The following is a 25,003-nucleotide window of genomic DNA, read 5'->3' as shown; positions in this document are numbered from 1 at the left end:
GATTGTAATCAGGAAAAAGCCCGGTCGAGCCGGGCTTTTTTCATTTCTGCAGGTCGTATTTGGCCCAGATCGCCTTGGCCCCCATCTTGGCGACCAGCGCGGCATGAGCTGCCTCATCCGCTTCCGACAAGCGGTTCGGCAACGGCCGTGGGCGCTGCGCGATGGCGATCGGCGCATCGTCGTGTTCGACGGTTTGTCCCGCGACCTTGTTGCTCGACACCAGGCCGAGCGCGGCCTGACGACCGCCGAGCATCTCGATATAAACTTCAGCAAGAAGCTCGGAGTCGAGCAGTGCGCCGTGCTTGGCGCGATGGGAATTGTCGATGCCGTAGCGACGGCAGAGCGCGTCGAGCGAGTTCGGGCCCATCGGATGCTTGCGGCGGGCGAGAGCAAGCGTATCCGTCACCCGTTCGCCGGCAATGGCCGGAAGCCCGATGCGGCCGAACTCCGTATTGATGAAGCCCATGTCGAAGGTGGCATTGTGCGCCACCCAGCGGGCGTCGCCGAAGAAGTCGACAATCTGCTGGGCCACATCGGCAAAGGCCGGCTTGTCCTTCAGGAACTCGTCGGTGATGCCGTGAATGGCAAGCGCATCCGGATGAACCTTGCGATTGCCGGGATTGATGAAGATATGCAGCGTACGACCGGTCGGAAACTGGTTTTCCAGCTCGACGCCACCGATTTCGATCACCCGGTCCTCGCGATTGTCGAGGCCGGTCGTTTCCGTATCGAAAATGATCTCACGCATCGGGCGCTCCATTTTGGGTGAGATCGTCGACGATCGCCCTCACCTGTTGGCGTGTGTTATCGAAGCTGTCGCTGGTATCGACGATGTAGTCGGCGCGTTCGCGCTTCTGACTGTCCGGCACCTGACGCGCCAGGATCATGGCAAATTTCGCTTCGGTCATGCCGGGGCGCTTCATCGCCCGTTCTCTTTGAATGTCGGGTGCGCAGCTAACGACAACCACCCGATCGACACGCGCCTCGGCTCCCGTTTCAAACAGCAGCGGAATATCGAGCACGACAAAGGCCGCGTTGGCCGCGGCATTCCTGTCGAGGAACTCGCGCTCTTTCCGGCGAACGAGCGGATGCACGATGCTCTCGAGTTCGCGCAGCCTTTCGGGTGCTGCCAACAACTGCCGGGACAGTTCGGCCCGATCGATCGCCCCTTCCCTGACAGTCCCAGGGAAAACGGCCTCAACAGGCGCGACGGCTTCGCCGCGATAAAGCGCGTGCACCACTTCATCGGCATCGTTGACCGGCACGCCGAACTCGCGGAACATCTGCGCGGTCGTCGACTTGCCCATGGCGATCGATCCGGTCAGGCCGACAATCATCATGCGTGCGATCCCATGTCATCGATGACGAGTTGTCGAAGTGTGGCGTCGACGACGGGCCGGCGACCGAACCAGAGCTCGAAACCGGGTACGGCCTGGTGCAGCAACATGCCGAGACCGTCGACAATGGTAAAACCTTGCTCCTCCGCCTGGCGAAGCAAAGGTGTCTTCAACGGGACGTAGACGATATCGGTCACCACGGCATCGCCAGCCATGACGGTGAAATCGATCTGCGGCGCGTCCTGGCCATCCATGCCGAGAGACGTGGTGTTGATGAAGAGGCCGGCGCCCGTCATCACTTCGCTCAATGCCTCCATCGGATGTGCGTGCACGGCAGATCCAAAACGGTCGGACAATTCCTCAGCCCTTGCCACTGTGCGGTTGACGACATGGATCGTCTTGATGCCCCGGTCGCGCACGGCCTGGATGACGGCGCGGCTGGCGCCGCCGGCGCCGAGCACGACCGCGGTCGAACATTGGTCCCAACCGGCTGACTGCTCGTCAAGATTGGCGACGAACCCTCGGCCATCGGTGTTCGTGGCGTGAACGTCGCCGGCTTCGATCCAAAGCGTATTGGCAGCGCCGAGTTCCAGACAGAGATCATCCGGGCGATCTGCCAGCCGATGGGCAACTTCCTTGTGCGGGATGGTGACGTTGCCGCCGCAAAAGCCGGCCGTGCCTTGTTTCAACTCTGCGACGAAGGCGGAAAAGTCTTCCGGCCTTACCTCGTGCGCGCGGTAGCTGCCCTCTATCCCGAGCTGTTTCAGCCAATAGCCATGGATCAACGGCGACCTGGAATGCTTGATCGGATAGCCGGTGACGAAGGCGTGGTTAACAAATGTTTCACGTGAATCACGCATCGATCGTTCCCAATTCCCGAAGTTTTGCGAGCAGCGGCAGCATCGGAAGACCGAGGATGGTGAAATAGTCACCCTCGATCTTTTCGAACAGCTGGATGCCCTCGCCCTCCAGCTGGTAGGCGCCGACGCTGGACAAGGCCTTGCTTCCGACGCGCTGCAAATGGCGGTCGACAAATTCCGGCGTCAGCATACGCACAGACATATGTGCCGACGAGACGTGGCGCCAGATGATCTGCTCGCCGCGCACGAGAACGATCGCGCTGTTCAGGCGATGGGTCCTGCCGGCGAGTGACAAGAGATGTTGTCCGGCTTCCGCCATGTCCTTCGGCTTGTGATAGACCCGCTGTCCGAGCGACATGGTCTGGTCGGAGCCGATCACCAGAGCCTCAGGAAAGTGCCTGGCGACATCTCTTGCCTTGGCTTCGGCAAGCCTCACCGCCACGTCTTCAGGAGCGGCACCTTCTTCTTCGAGCGGCTTTTCAAGCGCGCGCTCGTCGATCTCGGCGGCGCGCGCTGTAAACACCAACCCGGCATTTTCCAGCAGCGCACGACGGAACGGGCTTGCTGAAGCCAGGACGAGTGAAGGTGTCATCATCGAAGTTCCCGAATTGTTCGGATTCGCTCTATCGCAGCCGCGGGCGCAGGGCAACAATTGCGGCAGCGGTTTCCTCGATCGAGCGGCGAGTGACGTCGATGATCGGCCAGTTGTTGCGCGCGCAGAGCGCGCGGGCATATTTCAGCTCCTCGGCGATCGCCGCCCTATCCGTATATTGATCACCGTGAAAGCCCTGCGTGGTGCCGAGCACCCGATGCTGGCGAACCTGGGAAATGCGATCGGCAGTCGCAATCAGGCCGACGACCAAAGGCTTGGTTGCCGTCATCAGCCGGTCGGGCAGCGGCACGCCGGGGACGATCGGAATATTGGCCGTCTTGATGCCTCGGTTGGCGAGATAGATCGATGTCGGCGTCTTCGATGTACGGCTGATGCCGATCAGCACGACATCGGCGTCATCGAAATCGGCCGGCAGCTGACCGTCGTCATGGTCCATGGTGAAATTCAACGCGTCGATGCGGGCGAAATAGTCGGCGTCCATCACGTGCTGCGCGCCGGAGCGGCGCCGCGACGGCGAACCGAGATAGGACTGGAACAGTTCGATGATCGGATCGAGAACCGAGACGCAGGGCACACCCATCTCCCGGCAGCGCTGGTCGATGATGTCGGCCAGTTCGCGATCGACGATCGTGTAGAGCACGATGCCGGGCGCTCCATCGATGGCGTCGAGAACCTGCAGCAACTGCCGGCGATTCCTGATCAGCGGATAGACATGTTCAAGCGCATGCGACGCCTGGAATTGCGCCGCCGCCGCACGCCCCGCCGCGATCAAGGTCTCCCCCGTCGAATCGGAGATCAGATGCAGGTGGAAGTAGTTTTTCTTGTTCTCCACGCAATTCTCCGGGTGCTGTTGATAAACCGGGATAAAAATGGCTGACGGCGCCGCGGCGCGCCAGGCAACGGGAAAACCGCCGACTTATTCACAATTGGTGCAACGCCGAAGAAAGCTTCGCAGAGGATGTGGACAAGACTCACGGCGATGACAAAGTGTCACGTGTTTCGACTCATTGTCCACAGCAATTCGCTTTCTTCCGGGGCTGGCAATCCTCTGATTTAAATTGAAATTTTGCACTTATCCACGAAATGCCGCCAAGGGCCCCGCTTTGCCTCCCGCCCGGATCGATCCGATCGGGCAGCCGTGGATGAAGTGTGGTGATCTTTTAATCCTTGATACCCACCGACTCTAAGAAATAGAAAGAGTCTAAATATCTTTGATTTTATATTGGGAGAGACCATCCGTGGCCGAGACACGAAGGAAAGTTCTGGAGGTTTTGGACGGGAAGACGGTCAATCCGCCTCCCGTCTGGCTGATGCGCCAAGCCGGCCGGTACCTTCCGGAATATCGAGCGACGCGGGCTGTCGCCGGGAGCTTCCTCGATCTCTGTTACACGCCCGATCTTGCCGTCGAAGTGACGCTGCAACCGATCCGTCGTTATGCTTTTGACGCAGCCATTCTGTTTTCCGATATCCTGGTGATCCCGGACGCGCTGAAGCGCAACGTTCGTTTCGAGGAAGGCCATGGGCCGAGAATGGATCCGATCGACGTCGACGGCATCAATGCTTTGAAAGCGGACGCTATCTCCAATCATCTGAAACCGGTCTTCGAGACGGTGTCGCGTTTGCGTGGAGAGCTTCCGACGGAAACGACGCTGCTTGGATTTTGCGGTGCGCCCTGGACGGTTGCCACCTACATGATCGCCGGCCAGGGAACACCGGATCAGGCTCCTGCCCGACTGTTCGCCTACAAAAACCCTGAAGCCTTCGAACGGCTTTTGACGTTTCTTGCGGATGTGTCGGCCGACTATCTGGTCGAGCAGATCGATGCCGGCGCCGACGCCGTGCAGATTTTCGATTCCTGGGCCGGTGTTCTCGGCGAAGAGGAATTCGAACGATTTGCGGTCAGGCCGGTCGCCCGAATGATCGCTTCGGTGCGGGCGCGACGTCCGCAGGCGAAGATCATTGCATTTGCCAAGGGCGCAGGGCTCCTCCTGAAGCATTATCGCCGGAAGACGGGTGCGGACGCTATCGGCCTCGATTGGACCGTCCCACTGTCCTTTGCAGTCGATTTGCAGAAAGACGGCCCGGTTCAGGGCAACCTCGATCCGATGCGGGTCGTCGCGGGTGGCGTCGCCCTGGAACAGGGCATCGATCGTATTCTTGATGCGCTCGGCAACGGGCCGCTGATCTTCAATCTCGGACACGGGATCACGCCGCAGGCCGATCCGGCGAACGTCTCGGCCTTGGTCGCACGAGTTCGCGGAGCACGCTGATGAGTGAACGCCAGACGGATAGCGGGCCGGGTAACCGGGCGCGGCTCAGAGCGATGGTTGCGATTGGCGGTTTTGCCGCACTGCTCGTCGGGCTTTTCGTCTGGCAGCCGGAGAGCCTCTACCTCTGGATCAAGGCGCTTCACGTGATCGCGGTGATGTCGTGGATGGCGGCGCTGCTCTACATGCCGCGGCTGTTCATCTACCACACCGACGCATCCCCGGGCTCCGAACAGTCGGAAACCTTCAAGATGATGGAACAGCGGTTGCTGAAGGTCATCATGAATCCGGCAATGATGATTTCCTGGGTGCTCGGGCTTTACCTCGCCTGGAGCGTTTATGGTTTCCAGGGCGGCTGGCTTCACGCCAAGCTCCTGTTCGTGGTGATGCTGACTGTGGTACACATGCGCTTCAGTCGGGCGGTGCGGGCGTTCCAGCGGGACGAAAATCGTCGCACCGCGCGCTACTGGCGGCTGATGAACGAGGCCCCGACGCTGCTGATGATCCTGATCGTCATCATGGTGGTGGTGAAGCCGTTCTGAATTTTATCGGTTGCGAATTGCGATAGTTGTCGCTAATTTTCGACAGCCCCTTGCGGCGTTTCACGTGAATCGCTATTTTCTGCCATCTCCTCTTCATGGCTTGTGACAAAGACCAGAGCCTGCCCCCTCCTGCCGCAGCTCCCTTCAGAAAACACGCCGTCTTTCCATTCCCATACGAAACATGGATTCTTCATGGCTGAAATGAAGCTACAAGAACTTAAGAACAAGACGCCAACCGATCTTCTGGCCGTTGCCGAAGAGCTCGAGGTGGAAAATGCGAGCACCATGCGCAAGCAGGAGTTGATGTTCGCAATCCTCAAGATGCTCGCGGCCCAGGATATCGAAATCATCGGTGAAGGCGTCGTTGAGGTTCTGCAGGACGGATTCGGCTTTCTGCGCTCTGCCAATGCCAACTACCTTCCCGGTCCGGACGATATCTACATCTCGCCCTCCCAGATCCGCCGCTTCTCGCTGAAGACCGGCGACACGGTCGAGGGACCGATCCGCGGGCCGAAGGAAGGCGAACGCTACTTCGCGCTTCTGAAGGTCAACACCATCAATTTCGACGATCCGGAAAAGATCCGTCACAAGGTTCACTTCGACAACCTGACGCCGCTCTATCCGAACGAGCGCTTCAAGATGGAACTCGACGTCCCGACGTCGAAGGACCTTTCTGCCCGCGTGATCGACCTGGTCGCTCCGCTCGGCAAGGGCCAGCGTGGTCTGATCGTCGCTCCGCCGCGCACCGGTAAGACGGTTCTCCTGCAGAACATCGCCCACTCGATCACCGCAAACCATCCGGAATGTTACCTGATCGTTCTGCTGATCGACGAACGGCCGGAAGAAGTCACCGACATGCAGCGCTCCGTGAAGGGCGAAGTGGTTTCCTCCACCTTCGACGAGCCGGCAACGCGCCACGTCCAGGTCGCCGAAATGGTGATCGAAAAGGCAAAGCGCCTGGTCGAACACGGCCGCGACGTCGTTATCCTTCTCGACAGCATCACCCGCCTCGGTCGCGCCTACAACACCGTTGTTCCGTCATCCGGCAAGGTCCTGACCGGCGGTGTCGATGCCAACGCCCTGCAGAGGCCGAAGCGCTTCTTCGGTGCTGCCCGTAACATCGAAGAAGGCGGTTCCTTGACCATCATCGCCACGGCGCTGATCGATACCGGCAGCCGCATGGACGAAGTCATCTTCGAAGAGTTCAAGGGTACCGGCAACTCCGAAATCGTGCTCGACCGCAAGGTCGCCGACAAGCGCATCTTCCCGGCGATGGACATTCTCAAGTCCGGTACGCGTAAGGAAGACCTGCTCGTTCCGCGGCAGGATCTCCAGAAGATCTTCGTCCTTCGCCGGATACTGGCGCCGATGGGCACCACCGATGCGATCGAGTTCCTGATCGACAAGCTGAAGCAGACGAAGAACAACGGCGACTTCTTCGACTCGATGAACACCTGATACGGCCGACCGCCGATATCGTGATTGAGACCGGGCAAGTTTTCTTGCCCGGTCTCTTTGTTCCTTGACGCGCGACTATTTTGGCCTTTTCAAGCCCAGTCGCTTAGCCGGATTCACATCCGATAGACCCGGTCAGATCGCCTTTCGATTCGCTATCGCAACGAGTTTTGAGCGTTTCAAGTCCAAGCCGCGAGAGCCAGGACGGTGATTCACGTGAAACACGAGCGGTGACCGACGGCCAGGCTTGATCTTTTCCCGACTATTCGTCATAAGCTCCCAACCGTTCGACACCTCTGGACTGCCGGGGACGCTGACCACCGCGTTTCATCCTGTAGTCCAAATGAGGAGCGACAAGCCCGCTTGAACCTTGTTCCGGGCGCGTAGAGCGGACAACCTCATTGGATCTCAGGTGAAACGATGCCATCGGCGGATACTATATATGCGCTATCCAGCGGGGCATTGCCGGCGGGCGTGGCGGTGATCCGCATCAGCGGATCAGAAACCACCGCTGTGCTCGCCGCATTGTGCGGCGCTGTTCCCGAACAACGCATCGCGTCGTTGAAACCGATTCGTTCCCGCAACGGTTTCACGATTGACAGCGGCCTCGTCATCTACTTCCGCGGCCCTGCCTCGTTTACCGGCGAAGACTGCGCCGAACTGCAGGTACATGGCGGCCGCGCTGTCGTTCAAACGCTGTTGCACGAACTGTCAGGCTTTGAAGGCCTGCGCCATGCCGAGGCCGGAGAGTTTTCACGGCGGGCGTTTCAGAACGGCAAGATGGATCTCGTTGAGATAGAGGGACTGTCGGACCTGATCGTCGCCGAGACAGAGATGCAGCGTCGTCTGGCGCTGGAGCATTCCGCCGGCGGCCAGTCAAAGGTCTACGACGATTGGGCCAAACGTCTCACGCACGCCCGTGCAATGATCGAGGCGGAGCTCGACTTCGCCGATGAGGACGACGTTCCAGGCTCGGTCAGCGATCGGATCTGGAAAGACATGGAACTGCTGCGCCAGGAGATCGACGCGCATATCGCGCAGGCGCCGATTGGTGAAATCATTCGGGATGGTCTCAAGATCGTCATCGCCGGCGAACCCAACGCCGGCAAGTCCAGTCTGCTCAATGCTCTGGCAAAGCGAGATATCGCGATCGTGACCGAGATTGCTGGCACGACCCGCGACGTCCTGTCTGTCGACCTTTCCTTAGCCGGATTCACGGTGAAGCTCTTCGATACCGCCGGGCTGCGGGAGACGGATGAGACGGTGGAACGGGAAGGCATTCGCCGCGCGCGCGATGTGATTGCCAGCGCCGATTTGGTTCTGCTTCTGTCGGAGACGACGATGGGCTTCGGCACTCTCGACGACCTCGGTTTGAAGGAGGTGCCCGTCTTGAAGGTTGCAACCAAGATCGACCGCAATAATGGCGATACCCATGCCGTCGCTGACGTGGCGATTTCGACAACGACCGGCGCCGGCATGGATCTGCTCTTGAACGCGATAGCGGGCTATCTCCCTGATTTATCTGGTGTTACTGCGCTTTCCATTCCCTCGAGGCGCAGACACGTGGATTGTTTGCGCCAAGCGAGTGCCGCGCTATCGCAAAGTCTGAGCCTGCATCAGAACGGGCTGGACATACAAGCCGAGCTGCTTCGCGTCGCGGGCGATGCTATCGGGCGCATCACCGGACGCGTGGATGTTGAAAACCTGCTGGATGTGATATTTTCCGAATTCTGTATCGGCAAATGATGTTCGACTAAAACAATACAACGCCAGCGAGTCATGCGAAGTGTTTCACGTGAAACGATTCGAAGCCGGAATGCGTTGTGATCGGAGATAGAGAAATGGTCCATTTTGACGTCATCGTCATTGGTGGAGGTCACGCCGGCTGCGAAGCTGCGGCCGCCTCGGCGCGCCTCGGTGCGCGAACCGCTCTGATCACCCACAAGGCGTCGACGATTGGCGTGATGTCCTGCAACCCGGCCATTGGTGGTCTTGGCAAAGGCCATCTCGTCCGCGAAATCGATGCGCTTGACGGCCTGATGGGACGCATCGCCGATGCGGCTGGTATCCAATTTCGGCTGCTCAATCGGCGCAAGGGGCCGGCCGTTCGCGGCCCGCGCACGCAAGCGGACCGTAAGCTCTATCGTGAAGCCATGCAGAGCGAGATTGCTGCCACCAAAAATCTGACTGTGGTCGAGGGCGATGCTTTCGATCTCATCGAACAGGATGGCAAGATTGCTGGAGTGGTGATGAAGGACGGTAGGTCCTTTGGCGCCGCAGCGGTTGTGCTTACCACCGGGACCTTCCTGAAGGGTTTGATCCATATCGGCGACCAGAAGATACCCGCCGGCCGGGTCGGCGAAGAGCCGTCCCTTGGACTGTCTGCGACACTGGCTCGCTACGGGCTTCGCTTGGGGCGGCTGAAGACCGGGACGCCGGCGCGGCTGGACGGCAGGACAATCGACTGGGACCGCGTCGGCCGCCAAGGTCCGGATGAGGAACCGGTCCCCTTCTCCTTCATGACGGATCGGATCGTCAACCGACAGATCGACTGCGGTGTGACGCGAACGACCGAAGCGACGCATAAGATCATTGCGGATAACATTGGCAAGTCGGCGATGTATTCCGGGCAGATTGAGGGTGTCGGCCCACGCTATTGCCCTTCGATCGAAGACAAGATCGTCCGCTTTGGCGAGCGCGATGGCCATCAGATCTTTCTGGAGCCGGAGGGCCTTGATGACGATACCGTCTATCCCAACGGCATCTCGACGTCCTTGCCGGCGGACGTCCAGGACGCGTTTATCCGAACCATCCCTGGCCTCGAGGACGTCTCCATCCTGCAGCCGGGTTACGCGATCGAGTATGACCACGTCGATCCGCGCGAGCTGGATGCGACTCTCACTGTGCGCAAGATGCCCGGGCTGTTCCTGGCCGGCCAGATCAACGGCACCACCGGCTACGAGGAGGCTGGCGCGCAGGGCCTCGTCGCCGGCTTGAATGCCGCGAAAGCTGCAACGGGACGCGAGACCGTTATCTTCAGCCGTACCGACTCCTACATTGGCGTGATGGTCGACGATCTCACCTCGCGGGGCATTACCGAGCCCTATCGCATGTTTACATCGCGCGCCGAATATCGATTGTCTCTTCGCGCCGACAATGCGGACATGCGCCTTACGCCAAAAGCAATCGAGATCGGTTGCGTGTCTGAAGCACGGCAGGCGCGTTTTTATGAGTGGAAGTCGCAGTTTGACAGCGGTCGCGCACTGCTCAAGCAGTTGTCGGTGACGCCGGCCGAAGGCAACCGACATGGCCTCAAGCTGAACCAGGATGGCCAGCGGCGGACGGCGTTTGAGCTCCTGTCCTATCCCGAACAGACCGTCAGCGCATTGATACCGCTGTGGCCCGAGTTGAAGGACATTCCGTCGACGGTGGTGGAAGCGCTCGAAATCGACGCAGCCTATGCCGTTTATATGGACCGCCAGGCGTCCGACATTGCCGGCATACGCCGCGAGGAGAGAATGGTCATTCCGGCTGATTTTGACTTTTCGGCTCTGGCTGGTCTATCGAACGAGCTGAAGCAGAAGCTGACGGTGCAAGCACCGCGGAATCTGGCCCAGGCATTGAAGGTGGATGGGATGACACCGGCTGCGGCCTCGTTGATCCTGGCCTGGTTGAAACGAATGAACCGCTCCGTTGAACGGGAAGAAAAGGTGGATGCGCAATGAAGACGAGTCCTTTCGCTGGCTTGAACGGACTGCGTGTTTCACGTGAAACGAATGAACGGCTAGAACACTTCGCCGCGCTGTTTCAGAAATGGGCGAAGTCTATCAATCTGATTGCGCCCTCCACTCTTGAGGACTTATGGCGTCGGCATATCGTCGACAGCCTGCAGCTGGCGCAACTGGCGCCGGATCCAAAGACCTGGGTCGACCTCGGCAGCGGTGGTGGATTTCCCGGCGTGATTACCGCCATCTATCTCCAGGAGTTCTCCGACGGATGGGTGCATTTGATCGAAAGCAACAATAAGAAAGCCGCCTTCCTGCGTGTCGCTCTGATGGAAACCGGTGCGCGAGGATCGGTTCATCCGATTCGAATCGAGGATGCGAGCTCCGTCGCACCGAAATGTGACGCGATATCCGCCCGTGCGCTGGCTGATCTGAGCCTGTTGCTCGACTATTCGTCGCCGTGGATGATGGCAGAAGGTGGTAAAACCGTCGCCTACTTCCATAAAGGGCGGGATTACCAGCGCGAGATCGACAAAGCCGTTGGCCGCTATGAATTTGATCTGGTAAAACATCCAAGCATTGTCGAGCCAGATTCTGTTGTGCTCGAGATCGCAAATCTTTCGCGAAGAACTCAGTGATTGGCGAGCGGAAACATGTTTGGCGCAAAAAATCGGATCATCACGATAGCAAACCAGAAGGGCGGCGTCGGTAAAACGACGACTGCGATCAATCTGGCAACGGCACTTGCCGCCATTGGCGAGAAAGTACTGATCGTCGACCTGGATCCGCAGGGCAACGCCAGCACGGGTCTCGGCATTCAGCGTCGCGATCGCCACCTCTCGTCCTACGAGTTGATGGTTGGATCGCATTCGATCGGTGAGATCGTTCAGCAGACGGCGGTGCCGAATCTCGCCATCGTCCCGTCGACGATGGATCTGCTCGGCGTCGAGATGGAAATCTCGCGCGAAGCCGACCGCGCCTTTCGGTTGCGCAAGGCGTTGGCGAGCCCGGAGGCATTGGAGTATTCCTACGTTCTCGTTGACTGCCCGCCATCCTTCAACCTGCTGACGATGAACGCCATGGCCGCCGCGCATTCGGTGCTGGTGCCGCTGCAGTGTGAATTCTTCGCGCTGGAAGGTTTGAGCCAGTTGCTGGAGACTGTCGATCAGGTGCGCAGAACCGTCAACCCGAGCCTGGATATTCAGGGCATCGTGCTGACGATGTTCGATTCGCGCAACAATCTGGCACAGCAGGTGGTGAGCGATGTGCGCACCCATCTTGGCGATAAGGTCTACCACACGCTCATTCCGCGGAACGTGCGTGTATCGGAAGCGCCTTCCTATGGTAAGCCAGCGATCCTTTACGATCTGAAATGCGCGGGCAGCCAAGCCTATCTTCAGCTCGCATCGGAAGTTATCCAGCGCGAGCGGCAGCGCAAGGCCGCATAATTGTTTCGGTTCCGGAATTTAAATCGGGTGATACTATGAACGACGACAGCTCGAAGAGAAGGCTTGGTCGCGGTCTGGCTGCTTTGATCGGCGAGATGGACCAGCCGATACAGGCCGGCGCTGCCCCTGCCCCGGTCAACCCCGATCGGCGTGTACCGATAGAGTTCGTAGCACGAAACCCGAGAAACCCGCGTCGGCAGTTCGACGAAGGTGAACTGCAGGACCTCGCCAGCTCCATTCGACAGCACGGCATCGTCCAGCCGGTCGTTGCCCGCACGATCGGCGCTGACCGCTACGAGATCATCGCTGGGGAACGCCGCTGGCGCGCGGCGCAGCTTGCCGGATTTACCGAGATTCCCGTTATTATCCGCGACGTCGATGATCGCACGGCGCTCGAAATAGCGATCGTCGAGAACGTGCAGCGCTCAGACCTCAACCCGCTCGACGAAGCACTTGGTTACGAGCAGCTGATTGCCGAGCACGGCTATACGCAGAACGACCTCGGCGAGATCATCGGCAAGAGCCGCAGTCATGTCGCCAACAGTCTGCGACTCTTGAAGCTGCCCGAGCCGGTGCGGGATATGTTGTCGGATGGGAGCCTGTCGGCCGGCCATGCGCGTGCGCTGATCCCGACGTCGGACCCGGCGACGCTGGCGCGTAGCATCGTCGCCAAGGGTCTTTCGGTTCGCGACGCCGAACGGCTGGCGCAGAACGATATTCGGGCGCAGAACGACCCCAACTATGCAAAGACCGCACGTCGTGACGAGAAAGACGCCGATACGCTGGCACTGGAGCGGACATTGTCCGACAGCCTCGGGCTCGAAGTGACCGTCAGCCATAAGGCCTCAGGCGGGCACCTCAGGATTTCCTACAAGACGCTTGATCAGCTCGAAGAGATCTGCCGTCTGCTCGAGCGCCGTTGAGAGCGAAGCTCTCCGGTTTTCCCGACTATCGTTACATGTTGACCTGCGCCCGCGAAAGCGGGTGCTTAGTGCGTTTCCGGTTTAAACGGAGTCGCAGAAACGCCCTATCTCTTTGTTTCCAAGCATTTCCTGACGGAAAACCGCTTCGCACTTTTCCTGAAAATGCGCTAGCGCCTGCCTGATTGTACGGCAATCGCCATCAGGTTCTGCAGCACCATGCTCTCTTCGAGGCTCTGGCGCGTACGGCTCTGGTAGATCGTATTCTGCAGCCGTGTCAGTTCGCGGCGGATCGCCGGCGAAGACCAATGCCTGAGAGCGGCTTCGATGATGGGCTTGCGGCGAAAATGCAGGTGCCGGCCCATGGTGGCGATAACCTGGCCGGCCTGCTGACGGCTGGCGTCCATTTCGGCACGCATCAAATCAAGCTGCTGAAACTGCCTGAGGCACCCCTGCAAAACGAGGAAGGCGGGCGTTTTTGACGTGGTTATCTTCTGCATTGCGTGCATCAGACCGTCAAGATCACCTTTCAGGACTGCATCCACCGCATCATCGACAGAGATGGCGCTGGCATCACCGACAATGTCGGTCACATCCGATTCGTCGACCGTCGCCTTGCCGCGGCAATAGAGCGCCAGCTTGCGCACTTCGTTGCGCGAGGCCAGGCGGTCACCACCAAGCGCCTCCATCAGCCGCTCGCGTGCAGCCGGGGTAATGCCGAGCTTTTCCTCGCCGAGTTCCTTGTCGATCAAGGCCTGCAGGCTGCGGGCATCGTCGCTATAGCAGGCGATGGTCGCGATCGAACGCGCCGTCTCGGCGACCTTGCGTAGCGCCGATCCCTTCTTGAGATCGCCCGCTTCGACGAGAACATAGCTGCCGGTGGGCGGCTCGCCGGCCAGAATCTGCAGGGCATCGACGAGCGCCTTCTCGTTGGCGGCGCCTCGCACCCAGACGAGTTTTTCGCCGCCGAAGAGTCCGATCGAGTTGACCTCGTCGAGCAAGCGGCCGGGGCTCTGTTGCAGATCCCCGGCGTCGAGTTTCGTGATGGAAAAAGGATCGTCGAGCGGAACGCCGCTGCGCGAGGCGATCGCCCCTGCCCGCTCCGAGACCAGACCGCGGTCTGGCCCGTAGAGGACAAACAGGCGATAGAGTCCCGCTGACTTCTGAAGGAAAGAGTCGAATTCGTGCGACTTGACTTCGCTCATTCCACCACCGGCCTAGCGGCTGAGGGCCGCGGCGATGTCAGCCCGGATCAGCTCTGCCAGTTCCTTTGCAGCGCGGTTCTCACCATCGCGGACGGCGCGGACCTTGGCAAACTCCTGCACCGGGAAGTCGACAAGCGCGACAGCGGTCCGGTTGCCCGATTTGATGGTTTCGCCCGTGCCGGTCTTGGACAGATTGTAGTCGGCCTTGACGACGATACGCCCTGCCCCTGCCCGGTCCCTCGCCTGATCATAGAGCACGCCCATGGCACGTGTCGTGACGTTCAGCGCGAGGTGATATTGCGGGTTCACGGGTTCGCCCTGGCCGCCAGCGGCCAGGAAGATCAATGCGTTGCGCACTTCCTGCTCGACGCGGTCGTCGGCATCGGAGATTTCGATCGACGCAAGCGCCGCCGATGTGCCGACGGCGTCGGAATAAAGCGGCTTGACCTGGCAGCCGGCGAGCGCGGTCAACATAAGAACACCAGCCAGCATCGGGATCGACCGGATGCGGGAGCCAGCTCTATCAGACAACGACATTGACGATCCTCTGAGGCACGACGATGATTTTCTTGGGGCTGCTGCCGTTGAGAACGGATCTGACGGCATCGAGAGCGAGAACTGCATTTTCGATCGTAGTCTGATCTGCATCGCGCGCGATTGTCAAATCGGCGCGCTTCTTGCCGTTGATCTGGACCGGCAGCGTGACTTCATTCTCGACGACAAGCGCTGCATCAAACTTCGGCCAACCGCTTTCGGCAATCAGACCCTTGCCGCCGATCGCCTGCCAGCATTCTTCGGCAAGGTGCGGCATCATCGGGGCGATCAGGTTGACCAGGATCGACGTTGCATCCTTTGCCGCGGCCGTCAGCGCCGGATCGGCCTTGCCGGCAGCAAGCTGGGTCAACGGCGCTGCAAGCACGTTCACGAGCTCATAGATGCGCGCCACGGCCTTGTTGAAGGCCAGCTTGTCGTAATCGGCTTCAACGGCGCGCAGCGTCCTGTGGGCGGCTTGCGAAACAGCAAGCCCGGCGCCGTCGTGTGCTGGCGCCGCTTCTGTGGCGCGAAGCGTTTCCGCCGCCTCGCCGATCAGGCGCCAGACGCGTTGAACGAAGCGGTGGGCGCCTTCAACACCTGCCTCGGACCAGATGACGTCACGGTCGGGCGGCGAGTCGGAGAGCACGAAGAAGCGTGCGGTGTCGGCGCCGTAGGAGGCAATGATATCGTCTGGATCGACAACGTTCTTCTTCGACTTCGACATCTTCTCGATCGAACCGATCGTGATGTCTTCACCGGTCTCGAGCAGAACGGCGCGGCGCTGTCCGTCGACCTCGTCAATGCGGATTTCCGCAGGCGTGATCCATTCGCGCTGGGCGCCTTCGCCGCGGCTGTAGGTCTCGTGCACGACCATGCCCTGGGTGAACAGGCCCTTGAACGGTTCGTCGAGGGCGACGTGGCCGGTGGCCTTCATCGCGCGGGTAAAGAAGCGTGAGTAGAGCAGGTGCAGGATCGCGTGCTCGATGCCGCCGATATACTGATCGACGGGCAGCCAGTGGTTGGCCGCCTTCGGATCGGTCGGATTGTCCTCCCAAGGTGCTGTAAAGCGCGTGAAGTACCAGGACGAATCGACGAAGGTGTCCATCGTGTCGGTCTCGCGACGCGCGTCCTTGCCGCAATGCGGGCAGGCCACATGCCGCCAGGTTGGGTGACGGTCGAGGGGGTTGCCCGGCTTGTCGAAGGTGACATCCGGCGGCAGGATGACAGGCAGGTCGGCCTTGGGAACCGGTACGACGCCACAGTCATCGCAATGGATGACCGGGATCGGGCAGCCCCAATAGCGCTGACGGGAAATGCCCCAGTCGCGCAGGCGGAAATTGACCTTGCGTTCGGCGCGTGGTGATCCGGCCAGCATGTCCTTTTCCAGCTTCGCCGCCACGGTTTCGAAGGCGTGTTCCGTCGACAGGCCGTCGAGGAAGCGCGAATTGATCATCACGCCGTCGCCGATATAGGCTTCGTCGCCGATCGTGAAGCTGGCGGCATCGGCATCCCGCGGCATGACCACCGGAACGACCGGAAGGTCGTACTTGCGGGCGAAGTCGAGGTCGCGCTGGTCACCGGACGGGCAACCGAAGATCGCGCCCGTGCCGTAGTCCATCAGGACAAAATTGGCGACGTAAACCGGCAGCTCCCAGCTTTCGTCGAGCGGGTGCCTGGCGCGGATACCGGTGTCCATGCCCTTCTTTTCAGCGGTCTCGAGCGCTGCCAGCGAGGTTCCGGCGCGCCGGAACTCGTCGCAGAAGGCCGCGATTGCCGGATCCTTTGCGGCCGCCTGCTGGGCAAGCGGGTGATCGGCCGAGATCGCCAGGAAGGATGCGCCGAACAGCGTGTCCGGACGGGTGGTGTAAACGGTCAGTTCCGTGGTTTCCGGGGCAGCGGTTCCCTCGACGATCTGCCAGCGAATGGACAGACCTTCGGAGCGGCCGATCCAGTTCTTCTGCATCAGGCGCACTTTTTCCGGCCACTGGTCCAGCGTGTCCAGAGCGTCCAGCAGCTCCTGGCTGAAGTCGGTGATGCGGAAGAACCACTGCGTCAGCTCGCGCTGCTCGACGAGCGCGCCGGAACGCCAGCCGCGGCCGTCAATGACCTGCTCGTTGGCGAGAACGGTATTGTCGACCGGGTCCCAGTTGACCTTGGACTGCTTGCGGTAGACCAAGCCCTTTTCGAGAAAATCGACGAACAGGTGCTGCTGGCGCTGATAGTAGGCCGGGTCGCAGGTCGCGAACTCGCGGTTCCAGTCGAGCGAGAGCCCCATGACCTTCAGCTGCGCCTTCATTGAGGCAATGTTCTGGTAGGTCCAGCTGGCCGGGTGCACGCCGCGCTCCATGGCGGCGTTTTCGGCCGGCATGCCGAATGCATCCCAACCCATGGGGTGAAGCACGTTGAAACCGCGGGCGCGCTTGTAGCGGGCGACAACGTCACCCATCGTGTAGTTGCGCACGTGGCCCATGTGGATGCGCCCGGACGGATAGGGAAACATCTCGAGCACGTAATATTTTTCGCGCGGATCATCGTTCTCGGTCTGGAAGACCTGGCCGTTTTCCCATTCCTGCTGCCAACGCGGCTCGGCATCACGCGGATTATATCGTTCTGTAGACATGTCTTTTAGGTGTTCCGGAAGTTCTGCGGGGCAAGGGAGCGCCCTCATGATAGTTGGGGTGACCTTCATCATGAAACCGCTTGGTGGTCAAGTTTTCGAAGGGTTTGGCTCGACACTTTGGCGGATTTGGGCCGGGTTCTACGGCGATGGCCTTGGCAAGGCGCGCAAGTTTGCCTAATCCGCTAGGTCATCGTCCGGAAGTCGTTATGTCGGAGAATAAGTCCATGGAAGTTCAAGAACGGTTGCACGATGTCGTGAGCCGGATTCACACGGCGGAGAAGGCGGCAAAGCGCCCGAAAAATGCCGTCAGCCTCGTTGCCGTTTCCAAGACATTCGACACTGACGCGATCCGTCCGGTGATCGAGGCTGGCCAGCGCGTGTTCGGCGAAAACCGCGTGCAGGAAGCACAGGGCAAATGGCCGCTGCTGAAGGGCGAAACACCGGATCTGGTGCTGCATCTGATCGGGCCGTTGCAATCCAACAAGGCGGCCGAAGCCGTTGCGCTCTTCGACGTCATCGAAACTGTTGATCGCGAGAAGATTGCGCGGGCGATCTCGGCGGAAATGAAGCGCCAGGACAGGAAGCTTCGTCTCTACATCCAGGTCAATACCGGGCTGGAACCGCAGAAGGCCGGCATTGCGCCCGCGGAAACCGTCGCCTTCGTGACCTTCTGCCGTGAGGAGCTCGATATCGCGATCGAGGGGCTGATGTGCATTCCGCCGGTCGACGAGAACCCCGGCCCGCACTTTGCGCTGCTGGCGAAGCTTGGCCGCGAATGCCAGCTCGACAGGCTGTCGATGGGCATGTCCGGGGATTTCGAAACGGCAGTGCAGTTCGGCGCCACCAGCGTGCGCGTCGGTTCGGCGATCTTCGGATCGCGCTGAAAGCCAAAACGTCGCATGATATCAGCGCAGGTTGGTATTACGCTTTCGTCGGGGTTCACCTTCGTTCTCATTAGCCTATCCTTGTGCAAGAGGAGGCCGGGCATTGCCCGGCATGCATTGGGAGGAGAACGGATATGGCGAGCCGCTATTCCGAAGTGTATGGCGCGTGGAAGACGGATCCGGAGGGGTTCTGGTCAGAGGCCGCAGAGGCGATCGACTGGTTCGAAAGACCGGAGCGTGCCTTCGAGGCTGAAGCTGGCATCTACGGCCACTGGTTTCCCGATGGGGTGACCAACAGCTGCTACAATTGCCTGGACCGGCATGTCGAGGCGGGACGCGGCGAGCAGATCGCCTTCATCTACGACAGCCCGGTCACGTCCAGCATCGAGCGCATCTCCTATGGCGCGCTGCTCGACGACGTCAAAGCGCTGGCGGCCGTCTATCGCAAGCTCGGCGTCGACAAAGGCGATCGCATCATCATCTATATGCCGATGATCCCGCAGGCCGCGGTGGCGATGCTTGCCGCCGCCCGCGTCGGCGCCGTGCACTCGGTGGTGTTTGGCGGCTTCGCCGCCAACGAGCTTGCCGTTCGCATCGACGATTGCCAGGCCAAACTGATCGTTTCTGCCAGCTGCGGCATCGAGCCCGGCCGCACCGTCGCCTACAAGCCGCTGCTTGATGCGGCGCTGACGATCGCCGAACACAAGCCGGCACATTGCCTCGTCTACCAGCGCGACATGCTTGAGGCCGACATGACGCCGGTGCGCGATATCGACTATGCCTCAGCACTCGCGGCGGCAAAGGAGGCCGGCGACGAAGCCGGCTGCACGCCGGTGGCGTCCACCGATCCGCTTTACGTTCTCTATACCTCCGGCACCACCGGCCAGCCGAAGGGAGTCGTGCGCGATAATGGCGGCCATATGGTTGCGTTGAAATGGTCGATGCAGAATTTCTTCGGCGTTCAGCCGGGCGAAGTCTTCTGGGCCGCGTCCGACATCGGCTGGGTCGTCGGGCATTCGTTCATCGTCTATGGCCCGCTTCTGAACGGCAACACCTCGATCCTGTTCGAAGGCAAGCCCGTCGGCACGCCGGATCCCGGCACCTACTGGCGGATCATTGCGGAACACGGCGTGGTCGTCATGTTCACCGCCCCGACAGCGCTGCGCGCCATCCGCAAGGAAGATCCTGATGCCGCGCTGGTCGCGAACTATGATCTCCAGCAGTTTCGCGCGTTGTTTCTGGCTGGCGAACGGGCCGATCCCGACACCATCCGTTGGGCCGAAAGGGCCTTGGGCGTACCGATCATCGACCATTGGTGGCAGACGGAAACGGGCTGGCCGGTTGCCGGGAACCCGCTTGGGCTCGGACTTCTACCCGTCAAATACGGATCGCCGGCCGTACCGCTGCCCGGCTACGATGTTCAGATTCTCGACGATGCCGGTCATCCGGTCGAAGCGGGCACATTGGGCAATGTCGTGGTCAAGCTGCCCCTACCGCCGGGTTGTCTGCCGACGCTCTGGAATGCCGACCATCGGTTCCGCGCAGCCTATCTCGAGGAGTTCCCCGGCTACTACAAGACGGCCGATGCCGGCTACCTCGACGATGATGGTTATGTCTTCATCATGGCGCGCACGGACGACATCATCAATGTCGCCGGCCACCGACTGTCGACGGGCGCCATGGAGGAAGTGTGCGCCAGCCACCCGGATGTCGCGGAATGCGCGGTCATCGGCATTGCCGACGATCTGAAGGGGCAGATCCCTGCCGGTTTTCTGGTCATCAACTCCAATGTTTCCCGTGAAACATCCGAGATCGAGCGAGAGGTCATCAGCCTGGTGCGCGATCGCATCGGGCCGGTTGCCGCCTTCCGGACGGCGATGTGCGTCAAGCGCCTGCCGAAAACCCGATCCGGCAAGATCCTGCGCGCGACGATCCAGAAGATTGCCGATCGCCAACCGTGGAAAATGCCGGCGACCATCGACGATCCGGCGATCCTCGACGAGATCGCGGCGGTGCTGCACGCGAAGGGCATTGGCATCTGATCGTCCTTCCTAAGGTGCCCCCGGTCGAACGACAGAACTGAACCACGCGCTGAAGGCTGCCACCGGTTTGCTGCGCGTGCTTTTGGTGATGAGAAAGTAGCTCTCGTCTTCAAGCGTGGCTATCTGCGAGAGGATGAGGAGATCGCCACGCTCGATCTCGCGGCGAAAGACTTCGACCGGGCAGAGCGCCACGCCATGGCCGGCGATCACGGCCGTCGCCAGCAGGTTGAAGTCCTGGAAGACCGGACCGCGCTGCGGCGGTCGGGCCATGGGCAGGCCGGCTGTCGCAAACCACTCTTGCCACCGCGCGGTCGTCTCGTCGTGAAGCAGGTCCGCGGTGGTGATTGCCTCTGGTGTGTCGAGCGCGCCTTTGCGCTCGATGTAACGAGGGCTGGCGACCGGGCGGTTCACGCGTGAAAACAGCCGGTCGCATTGAGTCCCGACGGATAGGTCGGCACCGAGGGTGATGAGCACGTCGCAACCCGTCTCCCGCAGCCTCTGCTCGGCCATCGCGTAGATTACCTTTACATCGATGTCCGGGTGCCGTTCGAGGAAATCGCTGAGCGCTGGTATGAGCCAGCGCGTGGCGATCGACGGGATGCAGGCGACGGTGATCGACGACTTGGCATTGGCTCGCAATATCTCCGTCTCGATCGCGATGCGGTCGAAACACGACGTCAAGATATCCGCCAGCCGCTCGGCATCCTCTAGGAGCCGCACGCCGCGTTTTTCCCTCAGGAACAGCGGCCGGCCGAACCATTCCTCCAGCAGTCGGATCTGGTGGCTGACCGCGGCGTGCGTCACATTCAATTCGTCGGCCGCGCGTGAGAAACTGGCCAATCGGGCGGCGGCCTCGAAGGCGCGAAGCATGCCGAGTGGCGGAAGCATCTGCAAATTCTCCTCAACTATCTCTTGAGAAATCGTCGTTTTTCTATCGAGAAGTCCCGTGGGATAAGGATTTCAACATCACGAGAACGCATTCCGGTCTTCGTCATGTAAGAATTTCTCATAGGAGGATATAGCACATGTTCGTGCGCAGCCTGCAGGATATCGAGGCCACCGATCACTTCGTCGAATGGGGGAGCGGCACCAGTCACCGCCTGCTGACGGAAAAGGATGGCATGGGCTTTACGGTCTGCCACACCATCGTTCGCGCCAACACCGTTTCGCTGCTGGAATACCGCAATCATCTCGAGGCCTGCTACTGCATCGCCGGCCAGGGTGAGGTGGGGGATATGCAGGGCAATGTCTTTCCCATTCGTCAGGGCGACATCTATGTGCTCGATCAGCACGACAAGCATTTTCTGCGGGGAGGAAAGGACGAGGATCTGATCCTCGTCAGCGTCTTCAATCCGCCGCTCAAGGGGACCGAGCGGCATAATCTCAGGGATCAATCCGGTTCGGCCTATTGAAACCTGCGAACAAAAAAGCCCGGATCGAGTGATCCGGGCTTTTTCGTCAGGTCATGACAAGTCGATCAATAGTGATCGTCTTCGTCCTCGTCCTTGCGATCCGACTTCAGCGACTTGAGCTTGGCGAAGACGGCATCGGCATCGATTTCCTTCTCTTCTTCGCGCTCGTAGCTGAAGTTGAGCTTTTCGGTTTCCTGCGCTGCTTCGAGCGTTGCGCCGAGCTCGGCGGCGGTCGGCAGCGGACGGCCCTTGGCGGCGCGTTCGACCTCGAGGTCGAGATCGATCTGCGAGCACAGGCCGAGTGTGACCGGATCCATCGGCGTCAGGTTCGTCGAGTTCCAGTGAGTGCGCTCGCGGATCTGCTCGATCGTCGACTTGGTGGTGCCGACGAGGCGGGAAATCTGGGCGTCCTTCAGCTCGGGATGGTTGCGAACCAGCCAGAGAATGGCGTTCGGTCGATCCTGGCGCTTGGAGACCGGCGTGTAGCGCGGGCCCTTGCGCTTGGAATCGGGAACGCGGACTTTCGGCTCCGAAAGCTTCAGCTTGTGGTTCGGATTTGCCTCGGCGCGGGCGATCTCGTCGCGTGACAGCTGTCCGGTTGCGATTGGATCTAGACCCTTGATGCCCTGCGCCGATTCACCATCTGCGATAGCCTTCACTTCGAGCGGATGCAGCTTGCAGAATGTGGCAATCTGTTCGAACGACAATGCTGTATTGTCGACGAGCCAGACGGCTGTTGCCTTGGGCATAAGCAGTTGCTGAGCCATGGATATAGTCCTTTTGTCCGCCGCGCCGGTGTCGCGGGCCGTGGAGTCTACCACTGATTTCCGGGAATTGAGCGCCTCTATAACGTCGTTGTCGCAAAATTGCAATTCTCCAGTTCCAAATGTCCTTTTGTCTAATTGCGGCGCGGCTTTGACCTGCTATGACTCGTCGCCGAGGCGGGGTCCCCGGGAGAGGGAACCCCAGACAGGAATGCGCAGGGAGGAAAGAATGTCCGCCAAACTCTATCCGGTGTTGAAGTCTGCCAAGAGCCGGACGCTGCTCGATAACGCGACCTATCTGAAGTGGTATGAGGAAAGTGTCTCGGACCCAGCCAAGTTCTGGGGCAAACACGGCAAACGGATCGACTGGTTCAAGCCCTATACCAAGGTCAAGAACACCTCTTTCAAGGGTAAAGTCTCGATCAAGTGGTATGAGGACGGCCTTACCAACGTCTCCTATAACTGCATCGACCGCCATCTGAAGACGCACGGCGAAAAGACCGCGATCATCTGGGAAGGCGACAACCCCTATATCGACAAGAAGATCACCTACAACCAGCTCTACGAGCAGGTTTGTCGTCTTGCCAACGTCTTGAAGAAACACGGCGTCAAGAAGGGTGACCGCGTCACCATCTACATGCCGATGATCCCGGAAGCATCCTATGCGATGCTTGCCTGCGCCCGCATCGGTGCCATTCATTCGGTCGTCTTCGGCGGCTTCTCGCCGGACGCGCTTGCCGGCCGCATCGTCGATTGCGAGAGCACCTTCGTCATCACCTGTGACGAGGGCGTGCGCGGCGGCAAGCCGGTGCCGCTGAAGGAAAACACCGACACCGCGATCGATATCGCCGCCAAGCAGCATGTGATCGTCAACAAGGTGCTGGTCGTGCGCCGCACCGGCGGCAAGATCGGTTGGGCGCCGGGCCGCGACCTCTGGTACCACCAGGAAATCGCCACGGTGAAGCCGCATTGCGAGCCGGCGAAGATGAAGGCGGAAGACCCGCTGTTCATCCTCTACACCTCGGGCTCGACCGGCAAACCGAAGGGCGTGCTGCACACCACCGGCGGTTACCTCGTCTACGCCTCGATGACCCACGAATATGTCTTCGATTATCGCGACGGCGATATCTACTGGTGCACCGCCGATGTCGGCTGGGTGACGGGGCATTCCTACATCGTCTACGGACCGCTCGCCAATGCCGCGACCACGGTGATGTTCGAGGGCGTTCCGAACTTCCCCGATGCCGGCCGCTTCTGGGAAGTCATCGACAAGCACAAGGTCAACGTCTTCTACACCGCGCCGACGGCGATCCGCTCGCTGATGGGCGCCGGTGACGATTTCGTCAAGCGCGCCTCGCGCTCGTCGCTCCGCCTGCTCGGTTCGGTCGGCGAACCGATCAATCCCGAAGCCTGGGAATGGTACTACAACGTCGTTGGCGATCAGAAGTCGCCGATCGTCGACACCTGGTGGCAGACGGAAACCGGCGGCATCCTGATCACGCCGCTGCCCGGTGCGACGGATCTCAAGCCCGGTTCGGCAACGCGGCCTTTCTTCGGCGTCCAGCCGCAGCTGGTCGACAACGAAGGCAACGTGCTCGAGGGACCGGCCGACGGCAACCTCTGCATCACCGACAGCTGGCCCGGCCAGATGCGCACGATCTACGGCGACCATGCGCGCTTCGGCCAGACCTACTTCGCCACCTACAAGGGCAAGTACTTCACCGGCGACGGCTGCCGCCGCGACGAGGACGGATATTATTGGATCACCGGCCGCGTTGACGACGTACTCAACGTCTCGGGTCACCGTCTGGGCACGGCGGAGGTCGAATCGGCGCTCGTCTCGCACCATCTTGTGTCCGAGGCTGCCGTCGTCGGCTATCCGCACCCGATCAAGGGACAGGGCATCTATTGCTACGTCTCGCTGATGGCCGGCGAAGTCGGCAATGACGATCTGCGTCAGGCGCTGGTGAAGCATGTCCGCTCGGAAATCGGCCCGATCGCCACGCCGGACAAGATCCAGTTTGCCCCCGGCCTGCCGAAGACCCGCTCGGGCAAGATCATGCGCCGCATCCTGCGCAAGATCGCCGAGGATGATTTCGGCGCGCTCGGCGACACCTCGACGCTCGCCGATCCGGCGGTAGTGGAAGACCTGATCGCCAACCGGCAGAACAAGGCTTAAGCAACAAAAGACAGTGAAAAGGGCGGCTTCGGGCCGCCCTTTTTTGTTTCACGTGCTTTGATGGTCGATCGCTGGGGCGAGCCGTACCGAAGACAGGATTGCCCGACAGGCGTTGATGAGCCGGATTCCAATTGAAGTTAAGCGGCGTTTCCCAGGCGAACGGGGCACATTGATATGACCAAGGGCCGTTTTTCGA

General features: G+C 60.4%; 22 protein-coding genes. 12 read left to right on the top strand and 10 right to left on the bottom strand.

Annotation, left to right across the window (positions count from 1 at the left end):
• Positions 1–40: 40 nt before the first annotated feature.
• From dnaQ to AC244_RS23060, 5 genes are read right to left on the bottom strand one after another with little or no spacing between them, the layout of a single operon-like run.
• On the bottom strand, positions 41–748 hold the full coding sequence (gene dnaQ, locus AC244_RS23080; RefSeq protein WP_053251228.1) for a DNA polymerase III subunit epsilon: 708 nt from the start codon (positions 746–748) through the stop codon (positions 41–43).
• Positions 741–1,340: a dephospho-CoA kinase gene (gene coaE / locus AC244_RS23075; RefSeq protein WP_053251160.1), complete on the bottom strand. Its 600-nt coding sequence runs from the start codon at positions 1,338–1,340 to the stop codon at positions 741–743. The genes dnaQ and coaE overlap by 8 nt, the downstream gene beginning before the upstream one ends.
• Positions 1,337–2,197, bottom strand: a complete 861-nt coding sequence (locus AC244_RS23070; RefSeq protein WP_053251159.1) for a shikimate dehydrogenase — start codon at positions 2,195–2,197, stop codon at positions 1,337–1,339. Before AC244_RS23070 ends, coaE begins: the two co-directional genes overlap by 4 nt.
• Positions 2,190–2,789: a Maf-like protein gene (locus AC244_RS23065; RefSeq protein WP_053251227.1), complete on the bottom strand. Its 600-nt coding sequence runs from the start codon at positions 2,787–2,789 to the stop codon at positions 2,190–2,192. Before AC244_RS23065 ends, AC244_RS23070 begins: the two co-directional genes overlap by 8 nt.
• Before the next feature lie 31 nt (positions 2,790–2,820).
• Positions 2,821–3,642, bottom strand: coding sequence for a pyruvate, water dikinase regulatory protein (locus tag AC244_RS23060; protein WP_053251158.1), 822 nt, complete (start codon positions 3,640–3,642; stop codon positions 2,821–2,823).
• Positions 3,643–4,048: 406 nt separating this feature from the next.
• On the opposite strand from AC244_RS23060, the gene hemE reads away from it, so the two are divergent.
• The 8 genes from hemE to AC244_RS23020 all read left to right on the top strand — a co-directional run bounded on the left by hemE (position 4,049) and on the right by AC244_RS23020 (position 13,170).
• Positions 4,049–5,080: a uroporphyrinogen decarboxylase gene (hemE, locus tag AC244_RS23055; protein ID WP_053251157.1), complete on the top strand. Its 1,032-nt coding sequence runs from the start codon at positions 4,049–4,051 to the stop codon at positions 5,078–5,080.
• A complete protein-coding gene (hemJ, locus tag AC244_RS23050) occupies positions 5,077–5,619 on the top strand; it encodes a protoporphyrinogen oxidase HemJ (protein ID WP_152976067.1) in 543 nt (180 codons plus the stop codon). The genes hemE and hemJ overlap by 4 nt, the downstream gene beginning before the upstream one ends.
• Before the next feature lie 192 nt (positions 5,620–5,811).
• The gene (rho, locus tag AC244_RS23045; protein WP_152976066.1) at positions 5,812–7,077 is read left to right on the top strand and encodes a transcription termination factor Rho; all 1,266 of its coding nucleotides are present in this window, start codon (positions 5,812–5,814) and stop codon (positions 7,075–7,077) included.
• A gap of 417 nt (positions 7,078–7,494) precedes the next feature.
• A complete protein-coding gene (gene mnmE / locus AC244_RS23040) occupies positions 7,495–8,820 on the top strand; it encodes a tRNA uridine-5-carboxymethylaminomethyl(34) synthesis GTPase MnmE (RefSeq protein WP_053251155.1) in 1,326 nt (441 codons plus the stop codon).
• Between the two features lie 95 nt (positions 8,821–8,915).
• Entirely contained in the window at positions 8,916–10,799 is a 1,884-nt protein-coding gene (mnmG, locus tag AC244_RS23035; RefSeq protein WP_053251154.1) for a tRNA uridine-5-carboxymethylaminomethyl(34) synthesis enzyme MnmG, read from the top strand.
• Positions 10,796–11,437, top strand: coding sequence for a 16S rRNA (guanine(527)-N(7))-methyltransferase RsmG (gene rsmG / locus AC244_RS23030; protein WP_053251153.1), 642 nt, complete (start codon positions 10,796–10,798; stop codon positions 11,435–11,437). The genes mnmG and rsmG overlap by 4 nt, the downstream gene beginning before the upstream one ends.
• 15 nt (positions 11,438–11,452) lie before the next feature.
• Positions 11,453–12,247, top strand: coding sequence for a ParA family protein (locus tag AC244_RS23025; protein WP_053251152.1), 795 nt, complete (start codon positions 11,453–11,455; stop codon positions 12,245–12,247).
• Positions 12,248–12,282: 35 nt separating this feature from the next.
• A complete protein-coding gene (locus AC244_RS23020) occupies positions 12,283–13,170 on the top strand; it encodes a ParB/RepB/Spo0J family partition protein (protein WP_053251151.1) in 888 nt (295 codons plus the stop codon).
• 167 nt (positions 13,171–13,337) lie between these two features.
• On the opposite strand, the gene holA is transcribed toward AC244_RS23020, so the two are convergent.
• From holA to leuS, 3 genes are read right to left on the bottom strand one after another with little or no spacing between them, the layout of a single operon-like run.
• Positions 13,338–14,372, bottom strand: a complete 1,035-nt coding sequence (gene holA / locus AC244_RS23015) for a DNA polymerase III subunit delta (RefSeq protein WP_053251150.1) — start codon at positions 14,370–14,372, stop codon at positions 13,338–13,340.
• Positions 14,373–14,384: 12 nt separating this feature from the next.
• Complete coding sequence (locus AC244_RS23010; RefSeq protein ID WP_053251149.1) at positions 14,385–14,909, bottom strand: LPS assembly lipoprotein LptE; 525 nt, start codon at positions 14,907–14,909, stop codon at positions 14,385–14,387.
• Positions 14,896–17,526, bottom strand: coding sequence for a leucine--tRNA ligase (gene leuS, locus AC244_RS23005; RefSeq protein ID WP_053251148.1), 2,631 nt, complete (start codon positions 17,524–17,526; stop codon positions 14,896–14,898). The genes AC244_RS23010 and leuS overlap by 14 nt, the downstream gene beginning before the upstream one ends.
• A 224-nt stretch (positions 17,527–17,750) precedes the next feature.
• On the opposite strand from leuS, the gene AC244_RS23000 reads away from it, so the two are divergent.
• Positions 17,751–18,410, top strand: a complete 660-nt coding sequence (locus AC244_RS23000) for a YggS family pyridoxal phosphate-dependent enzyme (RefSeq protein ID WP_053251147.1) — start codon at positions 17,751–17,753, stop codon at positions 18,408–18,410.
• Between the two features lie 134 nt (positions 18,411–18,544).
• Entirely contained in the window at positions 18,545–20,452 is a 1,908-nt protein-coding gene (locus tag AC244_RS22995; RefSeq protein ID WP_053251146.1) for an AMP-binding protein, read from the top strand.
• Between the two features lie 9 nt (positions 20,453–20,461).
• Here the strand turns inward: AC244_RS22995 and AC244_RS22990 are convergent, their stop codons facing one another.
• Positions 20,462–21,340 carry a LysR substrate-binding domain-containing protein gene (locus tag AC244_RS22990; RefSeq protein ID WP_053251145.1) on the bottom strand — a complete coding sequence of 293 codons (879 nt, stop codon included), beginning with the start codon at positions 21,338–21,340 and terminating at the stop codon, positions 20,462–20,464.
• A gap of 137 nt (positions 21,341–21,477) precedes the next feature.
• On the opposite strand from AC244_RS22990, the gene AC244_RS22985 reads away from it, so the two are divergent.
• Positions 21,478–21,864: an ectoine synthase gene (locus tag AC244_RS22985; protein ID WP_053251144.1), complete on the top strand. Its 387-nt coding sequence runs from the start codon at positions 21,478–21,480 to the stop codon at positions 21,862–21,864.
• A gap of 65 nt (positions 21,865–21,929) precedes the next feature.
• On the opposite strand, the gene AC244_RS22980 is transcribed toward AC244_RS22985, so the two are convergent.
• Positions 21,930–22,631: a DUF1013 domain-containing protein gene (locus AC244_RS22980; protein ID WP_053251143.1), complete on the bottom strand. Its 702-nt coding sequence runs from the start codon at positions 22,629–22,631 to the stop codon at positions 21,930–21,932.
• A gap of 226 nt (positions 22,632–22,857) precedes the next feature.
• Here AC244_RS22980 and acs point away from each other — a divergent pair, with 226 nt between their 5' ends.
• Positions 22,858–24,807 (top strand): acetate--CoA ligase, encoded by a 1,950-nt coding sequence (gene acs, locus AC244_RS22975; RefSeq protein ID WP_053251142.1) that lies wholly within the window; start codon positions 22,858–22,860, stop codon positions 24,805–24,807.
• Positions 24,808–25,003: the final 196 nt, after the last annotated feature.

Source organism: Ensifer adhaerens (assembly GCF_001270265.1).
Lineage (GTDB): Bacteria > Pseudomonadota > Alphaproteobacteria > Rhizobiales > Rhizobiaceae > Ensifer > Ensifer adhaerens_B.
Note: the sequence above shows the minus strand (reverse complement) of the source record. Positions and strands in the feature narration are given on the sequence as shown.

Bases quoted from the DNA above. Each gene is read 5' to 3' on its own strand.
- dnaQ (WP_053251228.1), bottom strand. From the start codon at position 748: ATGCGTGAGATCATTTTCGATACGGAAACGACCGGCCTCGACAATCGC.
- coaE (WP_053251160.1), bottom strand. From the start codon at position 1,340: ATGATGATTGTCGGCCTGACCGGATCGATCGCCATGGGCAAGTCGACG.
- AC244_RS23070 (WP_053251159.1), bottom strand. From the start codon at position 2,197: ATGCGTGATTCACGTGAAACATTTGTTAACCACGCCTTCGTCACCGGC.
- AC244_RS23065 (WP_053251227.1), bottom strand. From the start codon at position 2,789: ATGACACCTTCACTCGTCCTGGCTTCAGCAAGCCCGTTCCGTCGTGCG.
- rho (WP_152976066.1), top strand. From the start codon at position 5,812: ATGGCTGAAATGAAGCTACAAGAACTTAAGAACAAGACGCCAACCGAT.
- mnmE (WP_053251155.1), top strand. From the start codon at position 7,495: ATGCCATCGGCGGATACTATATATGCGCTATCCAGCGGGGCATTGCCG.
- mnmG (WP_053251154.1), top strand. From the start codon at position 8,916: ATGGTCCATTTTGACGTCATCGTCATTGGTGGAGGTCACGCCGGCTGC.
- rsmG (WP_053251153.1), top strand. From the start codon at position 10,796: ATGAAGACGAGTCCTTTCGCTGGCTTGAACGGACTGCGTGTTTCACGT.
- AC244_RS23025 (WP_053251152.1), top strand. From the start codon at position 11,453: ATGTTTGGCGCAAAAAATCGGATCATCACGATAGCAAACCAGAAGGGC.
- AC244_RS23020 (WP_053251151.1), top strand. From the start codon at position 12,283: ATGAACGACGACAGCTCGAAGAGAAGGCTTGGTCGCGGTCTGGCTGCT.
- holA (WP_053251150.1), bottom strand. From the start codon at position 14,372: ATGAGCGAAGTCAAGTCGCACGAATTCGACTCTTTCCTTCAGAAGTCA.
- AC244_RS23010 (WP_053251149.1), bottom strand. From the start codon at position 14,909: ATGTCGTTGTCTGATAGAGCTGGCTCCCGCATCCGGTCGATCCCGATG.
- leuS (WP_053251148.1), bottom strand. From the start codon at position 17,526: ATGTCTACAGAACGATATAATCCGCGTGATGCCGAGCCGCGTTGGCAG.
- AC244_RS23000 (WP_053251147.1), top strand. From the start codon at position 17,751: ATGGAAGTTCAAGAACGGTTGCACGATGTCGTGAGCCGGATTCACACG.
- AC244_RS22995 (WP_053251146.1), top strand. From the start codon at position 18,545: ATGGCGAGCCGCTATTCCGAAGTGTATGGCGCGTGGAAGACGGATCCG.
- AC244_RS22990 (WP_053251145.1), bottom strand. From the start codon at position 21,340: ATGCTTCCGCCACTCGGCATGCTTCGCGCCTTCGAGGCCGCCGCCCGA.
- AC244_RS22985 (WP_053251144.1), top strand. From the start codon at position 21,478: ATGTTCGTGCGCAGCCTGCAGGATATCGAGGCCACCGATCACTTCGTC.
- AC244_RS22980 (WP_053251143.1), bottom strand. From the start codon at position 22,631: ATGGCTCAGCAACTGCTTATGCCCAAGGCAACAGCCGTCTGGCTCGTC.
- acs (WP_053251142.1), top strand. From the start codon at position 22,858: ATGTCCGCCAAACTCTATCCGGTGTTGAAGTCTGCCAAGAGCCGGACG.